Source organism: Acetomicrobium flavidum (assembly GCF_900129645.1).
Classification (GTDB): domain Bacteria; phylum Synergistota; class Synergistia; order Synergistales; family Acetomicrobiaceae; genus Acetomicrobium; species Acetomicrobium flavidum.
In genome coordinates this window covers 1960840-1976120 of sequence record NZ_FSQZ01000001.1, presented here as the reverse complement: position 1 = coordinate 1976120, position 15281 = coordinate 1960840, and the positions used below count along the sequence as shown (strand labels likewise).

General features: G+C 46.6%; 23 protein-coding genes. 9 read left to right on the top strand and 14 right to left on the bottom strand.

Translation table 11 applies throughout. The features are described 5' to 3' along the window. Positions 1-243: 243 nt before the first annotated feature. From BUQ78_RS09755 to BUQ78_RS09740, 3 genes are all read left to right on the top strand, one after another. On the top strand, positions 244-723 hold the full coding sequence (locus BUQ78_RS09755) for a hypothetical protein (protein WP_074200087.1): 480 nt from the start codon (positions 244-246) through the stop codon (positions 721-723). A gap of 400 nt (positions 724-1123) precedes the next feature. Continuing rightward, complete coding sequence (locus BUQ78_RS09745; RefSeq protein WP_084532352.1) at positions 1124-1381, top strand: hypothetical protein; 258 nt, start codon at positions 1124-1126, stop codon at positions 1379-1381. Further along, a complete protein-coding gene (locus BUQ78_RS09740) occupies positions 1366-1974 on the top strand; it encodes a nucleotidyltransferase family protein (RefSeq protein WP_074200084.1) in 609 nt (202 codons plus the stop codon). Before BUQ78_RS09745 ends, BUQ78_RS09740 begins: the two co-directional genes overlap by 16 nt. A gap of 97 nt (positions 1975-2071) precedes the next feature. On the opposite strand, the gene BUQ78_RS10055 is transcribed toward BUQ78_RS09740, so the two are convergent. The 3 genes from BUQ78_RS10055 to mntA are packed head-to-tail and all read right to left on the bottom strand — an operon-like array spanning position 2072 to position 3082. Beyond that, positions 2072-2248: a hypothetical protein gene (locus BUQ78_RS10055; RefSeq protein WP_159432101.1), complete on the bottom strand. Its 177-nt coding sequence runs from the start codon at positions 2246-2248 to the stop codon at positions 2072-2074. A gap of 17 nt (positions 2249-2265) precedes the next feature. After that, positions 2266-2685, bottom strand: a complete 420-nt coding sequence (gene hepT, locus BUQ78_RS09735; RefSeq protein ID WP_074200083.1) for a type VII toxin-antitoxin system HepT family RNase toxin — start codon at positions 2683-2685, stop codon at positions 2266-2268. Beyond that, positions 2678-3082 (bottom strand): type VII toxin-antitoxin system MntA family adenylyltransferase antitoxin, encoded by a 405-nt coding sequence (gene mntA, locus BUQ78_RS09730; RefSeq protein ID WP_074200082.1) that lies wholly within the window; start codon positions 3080-3082, stop codon positions 2678-2680. The genes hepT and mntA overlap by 8 nt, the downstream gene beginning before the upstream one ends. Positions 3083-3395: 313 nt before the next feature. Between mntA and BUQ78_RS09725 the strand changes: the two genes are divergently transcribed. After that, on the top strand, positions 3396-3671 hold the full coding sequence (locus tag BUQ78_RS09725; protein ID WP_318259623.1) for a hypothetical protein: 276 nt from the start codon (positions 3396-3398) through the stop codon (positions 3669-3671). A gap of 116 nt (positions 3672-3787) precedes the next feature. Here the strand turns inward: BUQ78_RS09725 and BUQ78_RS09720 are convergent, their stop codons facing one another. Next, the gene (locus BUQ78_RS09720; protein ID WP_074200081.1) at positions 3788-5671 is read right to left on the bottom strand and encodes a heavy metal translocating P-type ATPase; all 1884 of its coding nucleotides are present in this window, start codon (positions 5669-5671) and stop codon (positions 3788-3790) included. A 2-nt stretch (positions 5672-5673) separates the two neighbouring features. Further along, positions 5674-5895 (bottom strand): cation transporter, encoded by a 222-nt coding sequence (locus BUQ78_RS09715; protein ID WP_074200080.1) that lies wholly within the window; start codon positions 5893-5895, stop codon positions 5674-5676. Positions 5896-6181: 286 nt separating this feature from the next. Here BUQ78_RS09715 and BUQ78_RS09710 point away from each other — a divergent pair, with 286 nt between their 5' ends. Further along, on the top strand, positions 6182-6547 hold the full coding sequence (locus BUQ78_RS09710) for an ArsR/SmtB family transcription factor (protein WP_009200783.1): 366 nt from the start codon (positions 6182-6184) through the stop codon (positions 6545-6547). 110 nt (positions 6548-6657) lie between these two features. Here the strand turns inward: BUQ78_RS09710 and BUQ78_RS09705 are convergent, their stop codons facing one another. Together BUQ78_RS09705 and BUQ78_RS09970 are read right to left on the bottom strand one after the other, a co-directional pair. Then, positions 6658-7365: a B3/B4 domain-containing protein gene (locus tag BUQ78_RS09705; protein ID WP_074200079.1), complete on the bottom strand. Its 708-nt coding sequence runs from the start codon at positions 7363-7365 to the stop codon at positions 6658-6660. A 136-nt stretch (positions 7366-7501) separates the two neighbouring features. Next, entirely contained in the window at positions 7502-8056 is a 555-nt protein-coding gene (locus tag BUQ78_RS09970; protein ID WP_318259656.1) for a DUF4351 domain-containing protein, read from the bottom strand. A 117-nt stretch (positions 8057-8173) separates the two neighbouring features. Here BUQ78_RS09970 and BUQ78_RS09690 point away from each other — a divergent pair, with 117 nt between their 5' ends. Together BUQ78_RS09690 and BUQ78_RS09685 are read left to right on the top strand one after the other, a co-directional pair. Next, positions 8174-8437, top strand: a complete 264-nt coding sequence (locus tag BUQ78_RS09690; protein ID WP_014807016.1) for a type II toxin-antitoxin system RelB/DinJ family antitoxin — start codon at positions 8174-8176, stop codon at positions 8435-8437. Further along, positions 8438-8710, top strand: coding sequence for a type II toxin-antitoxin system YafQ family toxin (locus tag BUQ78_RS09685; RefSeq protein ID WP_014807017.1), 273 nt, complete (start codon positions 8438-8440; stop codon positions 8708-8710). Positions 8711-8829: 119 nt separating this feature from the next. On the opposite strand, the gene BUQ78_RS09680 is transcribed toward BUQ78_RS09685, so the two are convergent. The 3 genes from BUQ78_RS09680 to BUQ78_RS10155 form a co-directional block, all read right to left on the bottom strand. Then, positions 8830-9051: a type II toxin-antitoxin system HicA family toxin gene (locus tag BUQ78_RS09680; protein ID WP_074200078.1), complete on the bottom strand. Its 222-nt coding sequence runs from the start codon at positions 9049-9051 to the stop codon at positions 8830-8832. Next, the gene (locus BUQ78_RS09675) at positions 9035-9280 is read right to left on the bottom strand and encodes a type II toxin-antitoxin system HicB family antitoxin (RefSeq protein WP_014807019.1); all 246 of its coding nucleotides are present in this window, start codon (positions 9278-9280) and stop codon (positions 9035-9037) included. The genes BUQ78_RS09680 and BUQ78_RS09675 overlap by 17 nt, the downstream gene beginning before the upstream one ends. Positions 9281-9475: 195 nt before the next feature. Continuing rightward, positions 9476-9877 (bottom strand): DUF4351 domain-containing protein, encoded by a 402-nt coding sequence (locus BUQ78_RS10155; protein ID WP_318259621.1) that lies wholly within the window; start codon positions 9875-9877, stop codon positions 9476-9478. Between the two features lie 204 nt (positions 9878-10081). Between BUQ78_RS10155 and BUQ78_RS09665 the strand changes: the two genes are divergently transcribed. After that, positions 10082-10303, top strand: coding sequence for a DUF2281 domain-containing protein (locus BUQ78_RS09665; RefSeq protein ID WP_074200077.1), 222 nt, complete (start codon positions 10082-10084; stop codon positions 10301-10303). A gap of 528 nt (positions 10304-10831) precedes the next feature. On the opposite strand, the gene BUQ78_RS09660 is transcribed toward BUQ78_RS09665, so the two are convergent. The 4 genes from BUQ78_RS09660 to BUQ78_RS09645 all read right to left on the bottom strand — a co-directional run bounded on the left by BUQ78_RS09660 (position 10832) and on the right by BUQ78_RS09645 (position 13609). Then, positions 10832-11233 (bottom strand): putative toxin-antitoxin system toxin component, PIN family, encoded by a 402-nt coding sequence (locus BUQ78_RS09660; protein ID WP_074200076.1) that lies wholly within the window; start codon positions 11231-11233, stop codon positions 10832-10834. A 1-nt stretch (position 11234) separates the two neighbouring features. Further along, entirely contained in the window at positions 11235-11492 is a 258-nt protein-coding gene (locus BUQ78_RS09655) for an AbrB/MazE/SpoVT family DNA-binding domain-containing protein (RefSeq protein WP_074200075.1), read from the bottom strand. Between the two features lie 327 nt (positions 11493-11819). Beyond that, positions 11820-12830 (bottom strand): electron transfer flavoprotein subunit alpha/FixB family protein, encoded by a 1011-nt coding sequence (locus tag BUQ78_RS09650; RefSeq protein ID WP_074200074.1) that lies wholly within the window; start codon positions 12828-12830, stop codon positions 11820-11822. Next, a complete protein-coding gene (locus BUQ78_RS09645; protein ID WP_074200073.1) occupies positions 12827-13609 on the bottom strand; it encodes an electron transfer flavoprotein subunit beta/FixA family protein in 783 nt (260 codons plus the stop codon). The genes BUQ78_RS09650 and BUQ78_RS09645 overlap by 4 nt, the downstream gene beginning before the upstream one ends. A 245-nt stretch (positions 13610-13854) precedes the next feature. Between BUQ78_RS09645 and BUQ78_RS09640 the strand changes: the two genes are divergently transcribed. Next, positions 13855-15273 carry an FAD-binding oxidoreductase gene (locus tag BUQ78_RS09640; RefSeq protein ID WP_074200072.1) on the top strand — a complete coding sequence of 473 codons (1419 nt, stop codon included), beginning with the start codon at positions 13855-13857 and terminating at the stop codon, positions 15271-15273. Positions 15274-15281 lie beyond the last annotated feature (8 nt).

Genomic DNA, 15281 nt, shown 5'->3' with positions numbered 1-15281 from the left:
GGACATAGTTTTGGTGGAAACCTAAGGGACATGGAGGAAACCTCAGGGTCTACCACTACAAAACCAATAAATGAATGGTAGACCCCAAAGCTTGACTACAGCTTATCTGTTATTCATTATTATGAACTATCATATAAATGACTCTCTGTATTGACAATATGATTTCACAACATTATAATTTGTGACACACATAACATTTTCAGAAGTCGCCGCCCCCAAATACTAAAGAGGGGGTAAATTAAAATGAAAAAAATACTGTTAATACTTTTCGCATTATGCATAACGGGCATTCCTTTCATCGCTTTTGCCGCATTGACTAAGAACGATTTTATCGGTTGTTCCTCATACGGTTGCACCTATAATATAGTTTGGGATGGATGGAAGGGATATCTGACGTTAGGGCCTGACGGAAAGACAGGGGAGCTATCTCAATCGTTGCCAAGCGGCGGACCTAAGTACTTTGCCGTCCGTTATAAGATAGCCCTTAACCCACAGGATTCCATCGAAGGCATGCAAGGCCCCGGCAATCAAAAACCAAGCTCCCTTGGGCACAGGATAGTATTTTGGGTTGACTTCAATAACACTCCCAAGAACCTAAAGGATGACCAGCGATTTGATGGGTACATGATGACACAGACAAAGGATGCCATCGCTGGGGTAACCTGGTGGAATGGCATTCCCTTTGGATTTTACGCCTATAATAAGACTGCTCCATTAATATAATCATGTCTGATATGCAAGCTGCACAGCAATGTTATCAGTAATAAAAGCTGGGGGCGGCGATTTTTTCTTTGCTTAGAATATTATGAGAATTTGAAAAATGATTAGTGAAAAACATTAGGTTCGTAAAAAACTTTGGGGTCGGGTCTTTAGTTTTGAATCTTATGTTTACGGCATGTCATTTTAACGATATACTATGATGCAATACAATAACATACTTTTCTGCTATATTAATATGAAGAATGTGTTTCCTTGGTTTCGAGTTATAATAAAATAAAAGAAGCAACCAGCTTAAATTTCATATGGGATTTGACACGTGCAACTAAAACAAACAGAGGGATTATACTTCGTAGAAAAATTAAGGCTGGACATCCGTCAAAAGCAAATAAGGAAGCATTAACTTTTGGGGAGGGCGTTAAAAATAACGAGGAAATTAAACTATGATGAGTATATAGAAAAAATGCGAAAGCAGTCCCTGCAGTTGTATGTAGCAATCGATGCCCACAGAGGCAAGCCGCTACGCTTAGGCAAGGCACGTGATCCGGAAGAAAACGTCGTTTTATTTTTGCTGGACTATAACCGTTGGCAGAAGGCTTTGGCCAGCGGGGAGATCGAAAAGCTTGGCCCGCGGAGGTATCGCATGAAATGGACGAAGGAATAAAGGATATTCTTAATGCTTTAAAGAAAGAAAATGATCCACTTCGCAAAGCTCTGGGAGTGATTGCCGTGCTGACGGAAGCTCTTGAGCCCGAAGGCATAAGGCCAATTTTGGTCGGCGGAGTCGCCCTGGAATTTTACACCTTAGGCGGTTATGCTACAAAGGATATCGACTTGGTGGTAAGCGACAGAGAAAAGGTAAAGACGGTGCTTGAAAACTTGGGATTTATGCATAGGATGGGCGAAAGGCATTGGTATTCCACAGAACTTGATGTCGCTATCGAGATCCCTGATGAGGTCTTGGCCGGTTCGCCGGAAAAATTGACCGTTCTAGAGATTGACGGCAAAAATGTCTACATCATAGGCATAGAAGACCTAATAATTGACCGCCTGTCTGCAGCCAAGTTTTGGCAAAGTCCAAGCGACTTTGAATGGGCCGTCAAAATCATAGCGCTGCATACAGAAGACATAGATTTCGACTATTTAAAAAAGGCAGCTAAGGAACGCGACGTAGAAGACATTTTAAAGGAAGCCTTAAAAGAAAGCGAAGGTCTTAGACCGCTCAAAGGGGTACAGGAACCGGATATACAGATATGACTTCATTTAGCGCAACATTCATGTTAAGCTGAGTCCCAGTTTTTATTAATAATTTGCATTATAAACTTCTATAGCAATCAACAACAATTGAGACGTTTCAGAGGCTTTCGCCGTTGATGGCTCGCCTCAAAAGCAATTCCAAAGAACAGCGATAACTGCTAGGCTTTACGCCCATGTCGCTGTAAATCTTACTCCAGCTGGCTATCCCGGGATGCCTTGACAGCGTGGATCCCAGGATATGCTTTGAGATCTCTGGTGCAATCGTGATTTTCACGACATTCGCTTGTTTTATCAGGCAAACCCCCAATAGCGTAAAAGTGCCGAATAAAAATCCTCGATGTCTTTTAAGTTGTTTACGAGTATGGATTTTAATATATTTAAGTCAAGCGCTTGGTAATTATGAACCGCTATATTTCGAAACCCTGTCATTTTGAGCATTCTTGAGGCAAGCTCTGGGTCTATTACTCCCTTTTCCTTTAAGATGACGAAGTTATCTCTGACGCTTTCGGGAAGGCCTAAATGCTCTGATGCCACAGCGTGGGCGGCAAGGTCTATACAGGCTTGAATTGCACGCTGCAGGTTAAGTACAAAGATATCCTGCTTGTCTATATCTTCAAGGCTTTTGGGATCAAGGCCCGTAACGTCACGGATCCTGTCAAGACACCTTTGTATAGTCGCAACCTTCGCCAAAACTATGTCCTTGTCAGGCATAAAGCCGCCTCCTTAGGATGTTTTCTTCAATTTCCCTGCGGCAATATTTTAAGTCGTCATACTCATTTACCGTAGAGACAAAAAACTGCTCGTAAGCCCCTTTTTCAGCATGCAATAAGATGCCCGTTTTTAACACCTGCATTTTCATCACCGGACCGACGCTATCAAGGACTACAAGGTCTACGTCTACTCCAACTAACTCAGTGAGTTGCTCTTTCAAGTCTAATACTTGCTTGACGTCAAAGGACCTTCCGAAAAGTACGGCCACGTCCACGTCGCTATCTGGCCTAGCTGTCCCTTTGGCGTAAGAGCCAATCAGAAAGGCCAGTTTTATGTCTTGCATGGCAAAAAAGTCGCGCAGTTTCGCTTCAATTTCTTTTTCGTTTTCTTTATTCATAATAACCGCCTTCCTTTTTTTGGCTCGAAAAGGACATTGTAAGTTAACGTCTTGCTGATTTTTGCAATAACATTATAACAGCTCAAGCAGCTTTAAAACCTCATAAACGCCATGGGAGCTACCGTTAAAGGTTTAAAGCGCAGCACTACGAGGTCAGGTAACTGTTGCTGTACGAAAACAGCTTTTACTAGGTTAGACCAGAAAAAGCTCGGGGAAGGCAAAAGCCCGCCCTCCCCGAGTATAGATTTTAAATTCGGCTCCAATGGTGAAACGGTTTCTTAAGTACAAATACCCGAGGGTCAGGTCTTTAGTTTTGAATTTCAAGCTGTGGGACGTAAGCGAGGCGGCCTTCGGAGCCGGCTACGACGGTGTTATCATAGACAAGGTGCATTACGCCCGCAAAAAAGCAGGTAGGAGCGTCTTTGTAGCAGATGATGAAAGTATTTGCGACTTTGTCGTCGGCGGCGCAACCCTGGAAGTCGGCGGCAAGAGCAAATCGGGCAAAGCCGCAGATTTCGTCGTAAGAGACGGCCTTGACGTGCCTCTGCCCGGCGTGATTCCCATGTGGCTGCTTGGGATGATGTATTAAGCGAAACTCTGAAGACAGGGCCTTAAGCTTGCAAGCCAAAACAGGATTTTTGTTTAAAACTTACTGCCTAAGCACCCTCAAGACTTCGCCCTTTGAAACAAGATTAACCAGCTAAACTAAAATTCAAGATTAAAGATCCGACCCCAAGACCCCGACCCCAAGACCCGTATTGCATTAAGGACGGCGATTAGCGTGACGCCCACGTCGGCAAAGACTGCGGCCCACATGGTGGCCATCCCCAGGGCACCTAAGCCTAAGACAGCGCCTTTGACGCCCAATGCGATGGCGATGTTTTGTCTGGCTATGCTAAGCGTTCGCTTGGCAATTTTAATGGCTGCCGGGACTTTCGAGGGCTCGTCCGTCATTACGACCACGTCGGCTGCCTCGATGGCGGCGTCCGACCCAAGCCCTCCCATGGCGATGCCCACGTCTGACCGTGCAAGCACAGGGGCGTCGTTTATGCCGTCTCCGACGAAGATGAGCTTTCCCTTCGCGGATTTGCCCGCCATGAGGTCCTCCACCTTTTGCACCTTATCCGCGGGAAGCAGCCCGCCGTAGGCCTCGTCGATGCCAAGGCTCATAGCCACGCTTTCTGCTACGGACTCTGCGTCGCCCGTAAGCATTACAATCCTTTTTACCCTTTGGGCCTTAAGCTCACTGACAGCTTTGGCTGCGTCTTCCTTGATAACGTCTGCTATTACGATATAGCCTTTGTATTCGCCGTCGACCGCGACGTGAACGACCGTTGCAGCTTCACCAGGGCCTTCGACAGTTATGCCAAGCATCTGCATGAGCCTGGCGTTTCCCGCTGCGACGAAGCGGCCGTCGACGGTGGCGGTGACGCCCTGCCCAGGTATTTCTTTGACGTTTGAAATGAGTGCGGCGTCGATTTCCTTGCCATAGGCCCGCCTGATCGAAAGGGAGACGGGATGATTTGAAAAGCTTTCGGCACAGGCAGCGAATTTTAAAATTTCTTCATTATTATATATGCCTTTTGAGACGACTTCTTGTACCTCGAAAGTGCCCTTTGTGAGCGTGCCGGTCTTGTCAAAGACGGCTACTTCCGCGTCGGCCAGAGCCTCCAGGTAGTTGCTGCCCTTCACGAGGATACCCTTCCTTGCAGCGGCGCCAAGCCCGCCAAAGAAGCTCAGGGGTATGGAGATCACCAGCGCGCAGGGACATGAAATTACGAGGAAGACCAGTGCCCTGTAGACCCAATCGCCAAGGGCTGCGCCCTCAAGCGCAAGAGGCGGGACGACGGCTATGAACGCCGCTCCGCCCACGACGGCAGGCGTATAAAAGCGGGCAAACTTGGTGATGAAGTTCTCGGACCTCGACTTTTTGGCGGCGGCGTTTTCTACTAAGTCCAGGATTTTGGATGCCGTCGATTCGCTGGCATTTTTGGTGACCCGAGCGACGAGCAGGCCGTTTAAATTGATGGCCCCGCTTAGCAGTTCGTCTCCTTCGCGGACAGCTTTGGGCATCGATTCGCCCGTCAACGGCGAACTATCGATGGTTGAGCTGCCCTCCATGACCACGCAGTCTAAGGGCACCTTCTCGCCCGGTTTTATGACGATGACGTCGCCAATGTTTACTTCGTCGGGATCGACGCGATCTATAACGTCGCCTCGTTTAAGGTTTGCATAATCGGGGCGTATGTTCATCAGCTCGGCGATGGACCTTCTGGACTTCTCCACTGCCCTGTCCTGAAATAGCATGCCGATCTTATAAAAAAGCATCACGGCGACGGCCTCGCTGTATTGCCCGATGCAAAATGCCCCTACGGTTGCAACGCTCATCAGGAAGTTTTCGTCGAATATCTGCCTGCGCGAGACGTTTCTTATCGCCCTCAAAATCACGTCGCCACCGGTTACCGCGTAGGCAGCCAAATAAAGCAATGGCCGAGCTGCGTTTTCTGCCTCCAGTAATATGGCAAAAAGAAAAAGCCCCAAACCTATTGCTATCTCGGCAATCCTTTTTTGGTGCGGCTCAATAGGCATCGCTAAGCCTTCTTTACCACCACGTCCGGCTCGTATCTTGTAACGATCCTTTGTGCTGCCTTGACGATGTCGTCAAATCTGGCATCGTCGCCTTCGATGACCATCTTGGAGGTCATGAAATTAACGGATGCGAAGTTGACCCCCTCCAAGGCCTTGATCTCCCTTTCTATCTTTTCCGCGCAGTTTGCGCAGTTTAACCCCTCGAGCTTAAATGCCTTTTTCATGCCAACGCCTCCTTTTATTGGACATAACGCTTTTTAGCTTTACAATTGAATGTATCTTCAACTGTCAAGGCAATTATAGTTGAGTGAATGTTCAACTGTCAAGGTCGTAAGGTCTTTTTTAAGAAAATGTCGGCGGAAACGTGCGAGAAACGACGAAGCATGGCAAATATTTCCGCTTTTTCAACGTTCGGGTTAATGATAGAATACAATCGACTGATACTTGCAGGGGCATTACATCCTTCTGGTAGGGTTACCGAGCTACAATTTAGTCAAACGGAGGCATGGCATGAAAAAGGACGAAATGGTCTGCGACTGCGACGTGATCCACGAGGAAGTGGTCGACGCAGTCAGGAAAAAACTGCCCGACGAAAGGGAGCTTTACGATTTGTCGGATTTCTTCAAGGTCCTGGGCGACAGCACGAGGGCAAAGATCATGTGGGCCCTCGACGAAAGCGAGATGTGCGTCTGCGACCTGGCCGTGCTCTTGGGCATGACGAAGTCCGCCGTCTCCCATCAGCTGCGCTCGCTTCGGGAGGCAAACCTCGTAAAAAACAGGCGCGAGGGGAAAAACGTGTTCTACTCCCTCGCCGATGACCACGTCAAACAAATATTCGAGAAGGGCCTCGAACACATCCGCGAGAAGAAAGACTAAATTCCCAGTTCTTGGGGTCGAGTTCCCGGGGTCGCGAGTTCCCGGGGTCGGATCTTTAATCTTGAATTTTTTCAGGGGGGCGTTCCTGGGGTCTGATATGACCCCGGTGCTTATACGTCTAATGCCTGTGGCGTAGCTTTGTTTATGATTCCTTTCGCCCTGACCTTGCATCCAATTGCCTCAAGATGGCATGAAAGCAGGTCCAAAGCTTTTTCTACGTCAGGCGCGTCGGATTCCTGGGCTGCATCGACGAAAAAGAGCGCCTCTTTTGTATAGGTCGTAACGGCGCATAACCTGCTGTCGCGGTGATTCCACAGCCAACAGCAAATCTTTTCTTCGTCGGCGTACACGATGTGGGTGCCTTTTACGGTAATTTCCTCACCTGAACCGAGGGGAAGAAATATCTCACCTTCTTTGCCATATCTCAGCGTGAGGTCGCCTTTAAGTTTATGGACATCATAAGCTCCCATGGGAAGCAGCGTCATGACGGAGACGCAGTTGTAGCAATCGACCACGCTTGAAATGTTCCATATGTTTTCACCCTTGATGACACGCCTCAAAAGCGCCTCCAAAGAGCAACGGTAGCTGCTGGGTTTAACGCCCATGTCGCTGTAGATCTTCCGCCAGTTTGCGATCCTCGGATGTTTTGACAGCTCCTCTGTTTTAAATAAGCCATGCTCTTGCACGATTCGCGGCAGATTTTTCTTTAACGCTTCCACATAGTCATTTTTCTCTTCTACTACCACGCAAGCATAAAGCCAACCAATATGGGTGCCGGGATAATTTTCCAATATCTCCGGTGCGATCGTGATCTTCATGATTTCCTCCTGTTAGAAGTTCGTAACTGGGGTCACATCTTTAGTTTTGAATTTTGGCATTTTCGGACACCTCCGTTAGACCTTTAAAGGTATTCAGCCGGGAAATTCAAGGTTAAAGACGTGATCCCAATACAATTTACTGTCCAAGTAGCTTTAAAACTTCATCCTTGGATTTGGCGTCAAGTACAGCTTCGGCCGCGGCATCAAGCTTGGATTCGTCTGTGACGGAGCGTATCATCTTTTCATCAGAAGATGACAGGCCGAATTTGCGGCGCAGTTGTTTTATAAGCAGATCTTGTTTGCCCTGTTTTATCAGCTTCTCTGCCAGAGATGGCATAAGCTCTTCACCTCCAAGTTCTTTTACTATCCGTTGCATGGTGTCTTGGTCTACATCAAGAGTATAATACAAATAAAGAAGAAGTATTATCTTTTCCTCTTTGGACAGTTCTGCTATAACAGCTACACCTTTAATGTTTTCTATATCTCTCATGGCGACAAGCTTCATTAATTGCAGACTTTTATATAAAAAAGGAGTGGTTTTTGCCTTTTCTTCAATTTCCTCGTTAGATAGTTTGGTTAGATCCACTAATACGTAGTTGAACTCAGGGATGTAAGGTTTTATGGATTCGTTTAAGCTGTCGAACTGCCCTTGAAAATGGGTCGTCACGTTCCAATTATTAGAAGTCCGCAGATGAAAGCGGGATCCTTCTTTTAATGGAATCGCTAAGTTTTTGCAACATATGCTGTTTCCCCTTGACGATCAAAAGTAATATGGCTACAATGTTATCACGAACAGGGGGTGTTTGGATTGAGGCGCGTTTGCGATTCGTCAATTAGGGTAAGAATAGACAGCGACACAAAAGAGCGAGCATCAAAAGCGCTGGACAGGATGGGCCTTTCGATCTCTGATGCTGTGCGTTTGCTATTGGTTCGAATAGCCGAAGATGGTCGATTTCCCTTCGATCTAGAGGTACCAAACGCCAGAACGAGAAAGGCAATGGTCGAGCTTGAAGAAGGAGGCGGAATATCTAAAACTTCCATCAAAGATGCGTTTGCAGATTTAGGACTCTAAATGTTAGATATTCGATACTCTTCGCAGTTCAAAAAGGATATTCGTCGTCTAAAAAGGCAGGGCAAAGATTTGGAAAAATTACGAGAGGCGATTTTGCTCCTTGCCAAAGGAGAAGCTTTGCTAGCACATTATTTAGATCACTCTTTACGTGGGCAGTGGAATAAGTATCGAGAAATTCATATTGATAACGATTGGCTTCTTATATACAGAAAAACAGAAAAAGAGCTGCTTTTAGTTTCAACCGGTTCACATTCAGAACTTTTTGATCGATAGGAATAAGATCTTTTATCCTCATTCAGTCGTAGCGAAACAAATAGAACTAACCTATTGTATTAAAATTCAAGATCCGATTCCTAAATCCTGCGATATGAAATGACAATAAAATAATAACCTTAAAGTTTTAAGAATTCATCGACAGAAATGCCGACCTGGCGCAAGATGTTCTTCAAAGTTCCTCGCTTCAACTCTTTATGATCCGGTATAGTTATGGTCATTTTAGAGGGCTTCTCTCTGCGTAATATCATATGACTTCCCGATTGCCTAACGAAGACAAAATCAATCTTCTCCAGCTTTTTCGCTACATCTTTTCCCGAGAGGTTAGGCAGTTTGCTCATCAGAAAGGGATATCTCTACAACATCGACAATAACATCGCTTTGCGGGATTTCATCGCCAAATTGCTCAGAAACTTCTATCCACCCCTTGATGGCTTCCTTCACATTCGCAAGCGCTTCTTCGTAGGTATCGCCTTCGCTAATGCACCCAGGAAGCGAAGGGACATACACAGTATAACCGCCCTCTTCCGCAGGCTCGAAGATAACTTTATAAGCTCGAGTTTTACCCATCGTCTCAATACCTCTCTTCAATCACAGTCACAAGCTTACCCCCCATTTATGGGATAACTGGGGTCACATCTTTAGTTTTGAATCTTGGCATTTTCGGACACCTCCGTTAACCTTTAAAGGTATTCAGCCGGGAAATTCAAGATTAAAGACGCGACCCCAATACATGATCCCAATACAATTTCTAGTTTAATTCCATTACTGTAATATCTTCAAAACTTCGTCTTTGGATTTGGCGTCAAGCACAGCTTCTGCTGCTGCGTCAAGTTTGGATTCGTCGGTAACGGAGCGGATCATCTTTTCTTCTTTGGGCGTTATGTTAAATTTACGGCGAAGGAACTTTATAAGCAGCTCCTGTTTGCCTTCTATTTTGCCCTTTTCTTCGCCTCTTTTTTCCCCTTGTTTTATCAGCTTCTCTGCCAAAGATGGCATGAGCTCTTCACCTCCAAGTTCTTTTACTATCCGTTGCATGGTGTCTTGGTCTACGTCGAGAGTGTAGAATAAATAAAGGATCAGTATTATCCTTTCCTCTTCAGGCAAGTTAATTATAACAGTTATCTTCGTGATTCCTTCTATGTCATGTAAGGCTACAAGCTTCATGATAATTAAGCTTGCCATCAACGAGGAAATGCCATTTCACTTCATGTATAATTATTAATAAGGTGGATATGAGGCCCACATTAACCGCACGACGGGAATATCCGATGGTAATAGTTTATGGTAGATGGAGTAACATTAGATAAGTTCAACTTGTTATCATAAAATTCAAGATCCAAACCCCATTTCGTAAAAGGAAGAGATATCATGTTCACGAATGAAAATAATATTGAAGAAAGAATACAAGAACTTCCAAATGATTTAAAAAAAGAAGTCCTTGATTATGTGGAATTTTTACTCAATCAATATAAAAGTAAGGATATCAAAAAAGCAAATAGTTTCAAAGTTGACTGCGAAGGCGGATTATCTGACCCAAACATAAAAATAAGTTCTGTTGACCTTCAGCATAAAGCTTTAAATTGGAGATAAGATCGATGTTTTTAATAGATACAAATATATTTTGGAAATTCTTTTAGCTCAAGACAAAAATGGATTGTGCAAAAGCTTCCTAACGGACAACATTAGAGATCTACTGATGTGTAGTGGGACCGTTGCCTTTAAATTTCTAAGCGCCTCCACTGAAGATGCCCATAATAAGCGCTGATTTTGGCAACAAAAGTCATTTGGTTAAATAAAATATTAACATTTAATGATAGGGTGACAGTTCCGGATAATTAGGTTAAAATAATAATGGACGGAGGAGTGGCTCATGGTCGGTTGTTCTGTAACGGGAATTGATCCGACCTCAAAATGCCGCCTCCGTCTTTTTATATAAACCCATCGGTGTCAGCTAACCAAAAATTTACCCTTGAGATCATCGCATCCTGACATATCGTGTGTTAAATTGCTGAACTATATTTCAAGATTAAATATTCGACCCCAAATATTTTAACGACAAACAATATGCCATGCTTTAATACTAACGTAACCAAAAATAATTTAATCTTTCTTTAAATGCTATTGAAGATATTTAGACCTGAAGTCAGCAGGAGTTAATATCTCAGGTTTATCAACCTTAATACATGTAAAGTCTTTATCACCAGTAATGAAAATGTCCACATCTTCGACTATCGCAGTATAAAGTACAGGATAATCATTTGCATCACGTATCTCAAATAACGTTTCATCAATTTCATCTGGAGTATATACGTATTCATAGCTCATTTTCATTAAAAGCTCTTCAACTACTTTTATCTTTGACGGGAATTTACGTTTGATAACTTCCTTTAATTCATCTACTATAAAAGACGATAACACTAATTGGTGCTCTGCGAATATATTCTCCATCATTTCATTCATTTGCGGATTAGGAAATAAAAGCAGCGATACAAGCACGTTTGTATCCAACATAATTCTCATACTATTTTTCCTTTCTTTCGCGGCGAAGTTCTTTTATCATGGCGACTACGTCGTTTGTGTCTTTTAATCCAACGCGTTGTGCCTCGCCGGCAAAAGCGGCCTGTGCCTTCCTTAAGGCCTCCATCGATGCATTAAGAATGTATATCTTTCCTTCTTCCTCGACAAATAAGATCTTGTCGCCCTCCTTGACCCCCAATTTGCGGCGTATATCGATAGGAATGGTAACCTGCCCCTTTGAGGTGATCTTTGCGATCTCCATATCTTATCCCTCCCTTCTGATTAATGAAATCCTTACTTTCCTTACATTTGCAGTATACTCAAACTGGAGGGAAATATCAATAGTCCGATCTTATACTTTTCCCACATTAGGCGTCTTAACGTCATTGTTGTAACGATTGCGGGGTTGTGGGGTCACATCTTTAGTTTTGAATTTTGGCATTTTCGGACACCTCTGTTAACCTTTAAGGTATTCTGCCGGAAATTCAAGAATAAAGACCTAACCCCAATGCCGTGACCCCAATGCCGCTTTTGAAGGCATCCAGCCGGGAAATTCAAGATTAAAGATCCGACCCCAAAACTGTTCAGATTAAAGATCCGACCCCAAAACTGACGACCCCAAAACTGACCGCAATATTTCTATGAACCTAGGCACTACCTCGTAAATATCGCCGATGATCCCGATGTCGGCGTACCTGAAAATGGGAGCCGACGGGTCGAGGTTTATGGCGATGATTACCTCGGAGTCCCTCATTCCCGCCAGATGCTGCGGGCTTCCCGAGATACCGCAGGCGATATAAAGTTTTGGCTTGACCGTATTTCCGCTAAAGCCAACCTGATGTTCCTTTCCTATCCATCCTTCGTCCACCAGGGGCCTGCTTGATCCGACGACTCCTCCCAAAAGCTTTGCCAGCTCTTCAAGCATTTTGAAGTCCTCCGGCCTTTTAAGTCCCCTTCCGCCCGATACGATGACCTCGGCGTCGGCAAGGCCTATGCCTTCGATGATATGTTCGCATATCACCCTCCAGGAAGGGACGCTTGAAAGGGGCGTCATGTTGACGACTACGCCCTCCCTATTTTCGTCCCTACTAGCACGCTGCATGACCTTGTATCGCACCGTCGACATGCTGGGAGTGGTCTTGGTCTTTATGTGAGCCAAAATATTTCCCGTGAAGGCCGGCCTTGTCTGGATAAAGGTACCGTCTTCGTCTATGGAAAGGTCCGTGCAATCGGCCGTCAGTCCTGTCTGCAAATCTGCGGCAACTCTAGGGGCAAGGGACCTTCCTATGTGAGTCGATCCAAAGAGGATGGCGTAAGGGTTTATTTTCCTCGCCAGGGCAACCAGGTTTGCCTTATATAAAAACGGGTCGTAATTGTAAAAGGACGGGTCATCAAACAGGTAGACCTTCTTTGCGCCGTAATAGATTAACTCCTGCGCTTCGCCCCTTACATCCCTGCCCAAAAGCACCGCCGAGACCGTAAGGTCGCGGTTACCGCTTAACTCAATGGCCTTGCCCAAAAGCTCAAAGGCGACGGGATGAACCCTGCCCCTGCGCTGCTCGGCAAAGATAAGCATTTCCCTTTTATCGCTAACGGTCATATCAATCCCCTCGATTCAAGAACGGCCATGATCTCCTTTAATCCCCTCTCGGGGTCCTTGTATATTCGACCATTTCTTTGCCCCTCTTCGGGCACTTCTATCTTGTATACCCATGTCGGGGACCCGTTGAAGCCCAAAAGGCCTTCGTCGGCCTCGATCTCCTTGGCATCCATCTTTTTCACCTGGGCCTTTCGGGCATTGAGCTTTTCCCTGAACCCCGGGAGGCGTGGGGAGTTTATGTCCTTGGTGACAGAGACAAGCAATGGAGGGCTTGCCTCCACCTCGTATATCATGTTTTCAAGCTCTACCCTTGCCTTAAATTTTCCATCTTCGTAATCTAACCTTGACGTATAGGGCAGGTAGGGAATCCCAAGTCGCTCCGATACCTCGCCTCCCACCTGTCCCGTGTCGCCGTCTACCGTCTTTTCGCCGCAGATCACTATGTCGAAATCGCCCATGGCTTTTATCGCCTGCGAGAGGGCGTAAGAGGTCGCCAAGGTGTCAGAACCCGCAAACTTCTTGTCGGTGAGCAAAATGGCCTCGTCGACGCCCCTGGCTATGGTGTCCTTGAGGGCCTGCTCCGCGTCGCTCGGGCCCATGGATATGGCGGTCACCCTTCCACCATGGCGCTCTTTAAGCCTCACGGCCTCCTCTATTGCGTTGAGGTCAAATGGGTTGATCTCCTGCGGTGCCGAACTCCTGTCCACCACTCCCCTGGCTGCATCGAACTTCACCCTTTCTATGTCCGGCACGACCTTCGTCAGCACGATTATATTCATTGCTTGTTACCTCCAACTTTTTAACGATTATTGTAAATAATTACATAGTATAGCACAATGTAAAGCCAAGTCCATTTTCCCCCGCCAAAGCTTCAGGCGCTGCCATGGCCGATGCACTTCCAGGCCGATGAGGGCAGCTGCTTTGTGGGGAGGCGCAAAGTATAACTGCTCTGCTGGAAAAAATGACGTTTGTGTATTATGATTGTTGCTAATCACTTTATGATAAAGAAGGGAATTGATGTCATTTGAGCGAAAAGTATAACAAGATCACGCCGGAAATACTTGAAGAGCTTAAAAGCATCGTTGGACCGGATAACATGGCCACGGATGAGTCGGCCATCGAGGCCTATTCCTGCGATGAATCGGGCAAGGTTTACGCCAGGATGCCCGACGTAGTCGTAAAGCCTGAGAGTACACAGCAGGTATCGAACGTGATGAAGCTGGCCAACAGGGAAATGATACCCGTGACGGCAAGGGGTGCGGGAAGCGGAATCGCCGGGGGCGCCATTCCCATAAAAGGCGGAATACTTCTTTCCCTGGAGAGGATGAACAGGGTGCTTGAGATAGACAGGATAAACCGTGTCGCCGTCGTCGAGCCGGGCGTGGTAACAAACGACTTGTGCCAGATGGTCCTCAAGGAAGGCCTCATGTATGCCGGATACCCCATGAGCACGGAGACGAGCTTCATCGGCGGCAACATCGCCACCAATGCCGGCGGGGCCAAGGTCATCAGATACGGAAGCACGAGGCGACACGTCCTCGGGATAGAGGTCGTGCTTCCCACGGGAGACGTCCTGGAGCTGGGCGGCAGGATAAGAAAGCAGACCTGGGGCTACGACCTGCTTCAGATCATCATAGGCTCCGAGGGCACGCTCGGAGTGGTGACCAAGGCCATATTAAACCTTGAGCCGGCACCCGGAGACACCGTCACCTTCCTGGCGCCCTTCCCATCCATCGAGGAGGCCGTCGAGGCGGTCGCTGCGATCTTAAGGGCTGGGGTTGTATTAATGGCCTGCGAGTTCATGGATCAGCTTTCCACGAAGTGCGCCACCAAGTACCACAACACCACGTTTCCCATGCAGGATGAGGCGAAGGCATTCCTCATAATCCAGGTGGAGGGACAGACGCCCGAACAGCTGGACATGTACATAGAAAAGGTGGGCGAGACCTGCATGGAACACGGCGCCATGGAGGTCTTCACCGCCGAAAGCAGCACGGAGTCGCGAAACATCTGGAAGGTCAGGGAGAGCTTCGCCGAGGCCGTACGCGCTGTGGATCCCAACGCCTCCCTCAGCGGAGACATGGTCGTGCCTATGTCAAAGATATCTGAGATGGTGAAGGCCGTGGGAGAGACGGCAAGGAAATACGACATTACAATCGCCCTGGGAGGCCACATCGCTGACGGCAACATCCACCCCCTGTTTTTTAAGCCCGACCGCATCCCCCTTGAGGAATGGCCCGACTTCGTGGAGAACATAGTCGATGAGCTCATAGGCGTGGCCATAAGCTTGGGAGGAGTCGGAAGCGGCGAGCATGGCGTCGGTTTCTTAAAGAAACATACCTTCATGAAGTACGAGGCGAAAAGCAAGCTGGAGGTAATGCGAGGGATAAAAAAGGCCTTCGATCCCAACGGCATCTTAAACCCCGGCAAGCTCTTCGATTAAAGATCATT

Bases quoted from the DNA above. Each gene is read 5' to 3' on its own strand.
- BUQ78_RS09755 (WP_074200087.1), top strand. From the start codon at position 244: ATGAAAAAAATACTGTTAATACTTTTCGCATTATGCATAACGGGCATT.
- BUQ78_RS09740 (WP_074200084.1), top strand. From the start codon at position 1,366: ATGGACGAAGGAATAAAGGATATTCTTAATGCTTTAAAGAAAGAAAAT.
- hepT (WP_074200083.1), bottom strand. From the start codon at position 2,685: ATGCCTGACAAGGACATAGTTTTGGCGAAGGTTGCGACTATACAAAGG.
- mntA (WP_074200082.1), bottom strand. From the start codon at position 3,082: ATGAATAAAGAAAACGAAAAAGAAATTGAAGCGAAACTGCGCGACTTT.
- BUQ78_RS09720 (WP_074200081.1), bottom strand. From the start codon at position 5,671: ATGCCTATTGAGCCGCACCAAAAAAGGATTGCCGAGATAGCAATAGGT.
- BUQ78_RS09715 (WP_074200080.1), bottom strand. From the start codon at position 5,895: ATGAAAAAGGCATTTAAGCTCGAGGGGTTAAACTGCGCAAACTGCGCG.
- BUQ78_RS09710 (WP_009200783.1), top strand. From the start codon at position 6,182: ATGAAAAAGGACGAAATGGTCTGCGACTGCGACGTGATCCACGAGGAA.
- BUQ78_RS09705 (WP_074200079.1), bottom strand. From the start codon at position 7,365: ATGAAGATCACGATCGCACCGGAGATATTGGAAAATTATCCCGGCACC.
- BUQ78_RS09685 (WP_014807017.1), top strand. From the start codon at position 8,438: ATGTTAGATATTCGATACTCTTCGCAGTTCAAAAAGGATATTCGTCGT.
- BUQ78_RS09680 (WP_074200078.1), bottom strand. From the start codon at position 9,051: ATGAGCAAACTGCCTAACCTCTCGGGAAAAGATGTAGCGAAAAAGCTG.
- BUQ78_RS09675 (WP_014807019.1), bottom strand. From the start codon at position 9,280: ATGGGTAAAACTCGAGCTTATAAAGTTATCTTCGAGCCTGCGGAAGAG.
- BUQ78_RS10155 (WP_318259621.1), bottom strand. From the start codon at position 9,877: ATGAAGCTTGTAGCCTTACATGACATAGAAGGAATCACGAAGATAACT.
- BUQ78_RS09665 (WP_074200077.1), top strand. From the start codon at position 10,082: ATGTTCACGAATGAAAATAATATTGAAGAAAGAATACAAGAACTTCCA.
- BUQ78_RS09660 (WP_074200076.1), bottom strand. From the start codon at position 11,233: ATGAGAATTATGTTGGATACAAACGTGCTTGTATCGCTGCTTTTATTT.
- BUQ78_RS09655 (WP_074200075.1), bottom strand. From the start codon at position 11,492: ATGGAGATCGCAAAGATCACCTCAAAGGGGCAGGTTACCATTCCTATC.
- BUQ78_RS09650 (WP_074200074.1), bottom strand. From the start codon at position 12,830: ATGACCGTTAGCGATAAAAGGGAAATGCTTATCTTTGCCGAGCAGCGC.
- BUQ78_RS09645 (WP_074200073.1), bottom strand. From the start codon at position 13,609: ATGAATATAATCGTGCTGACGAAGGTCGTGCCGGACATAGAAAGGGTG.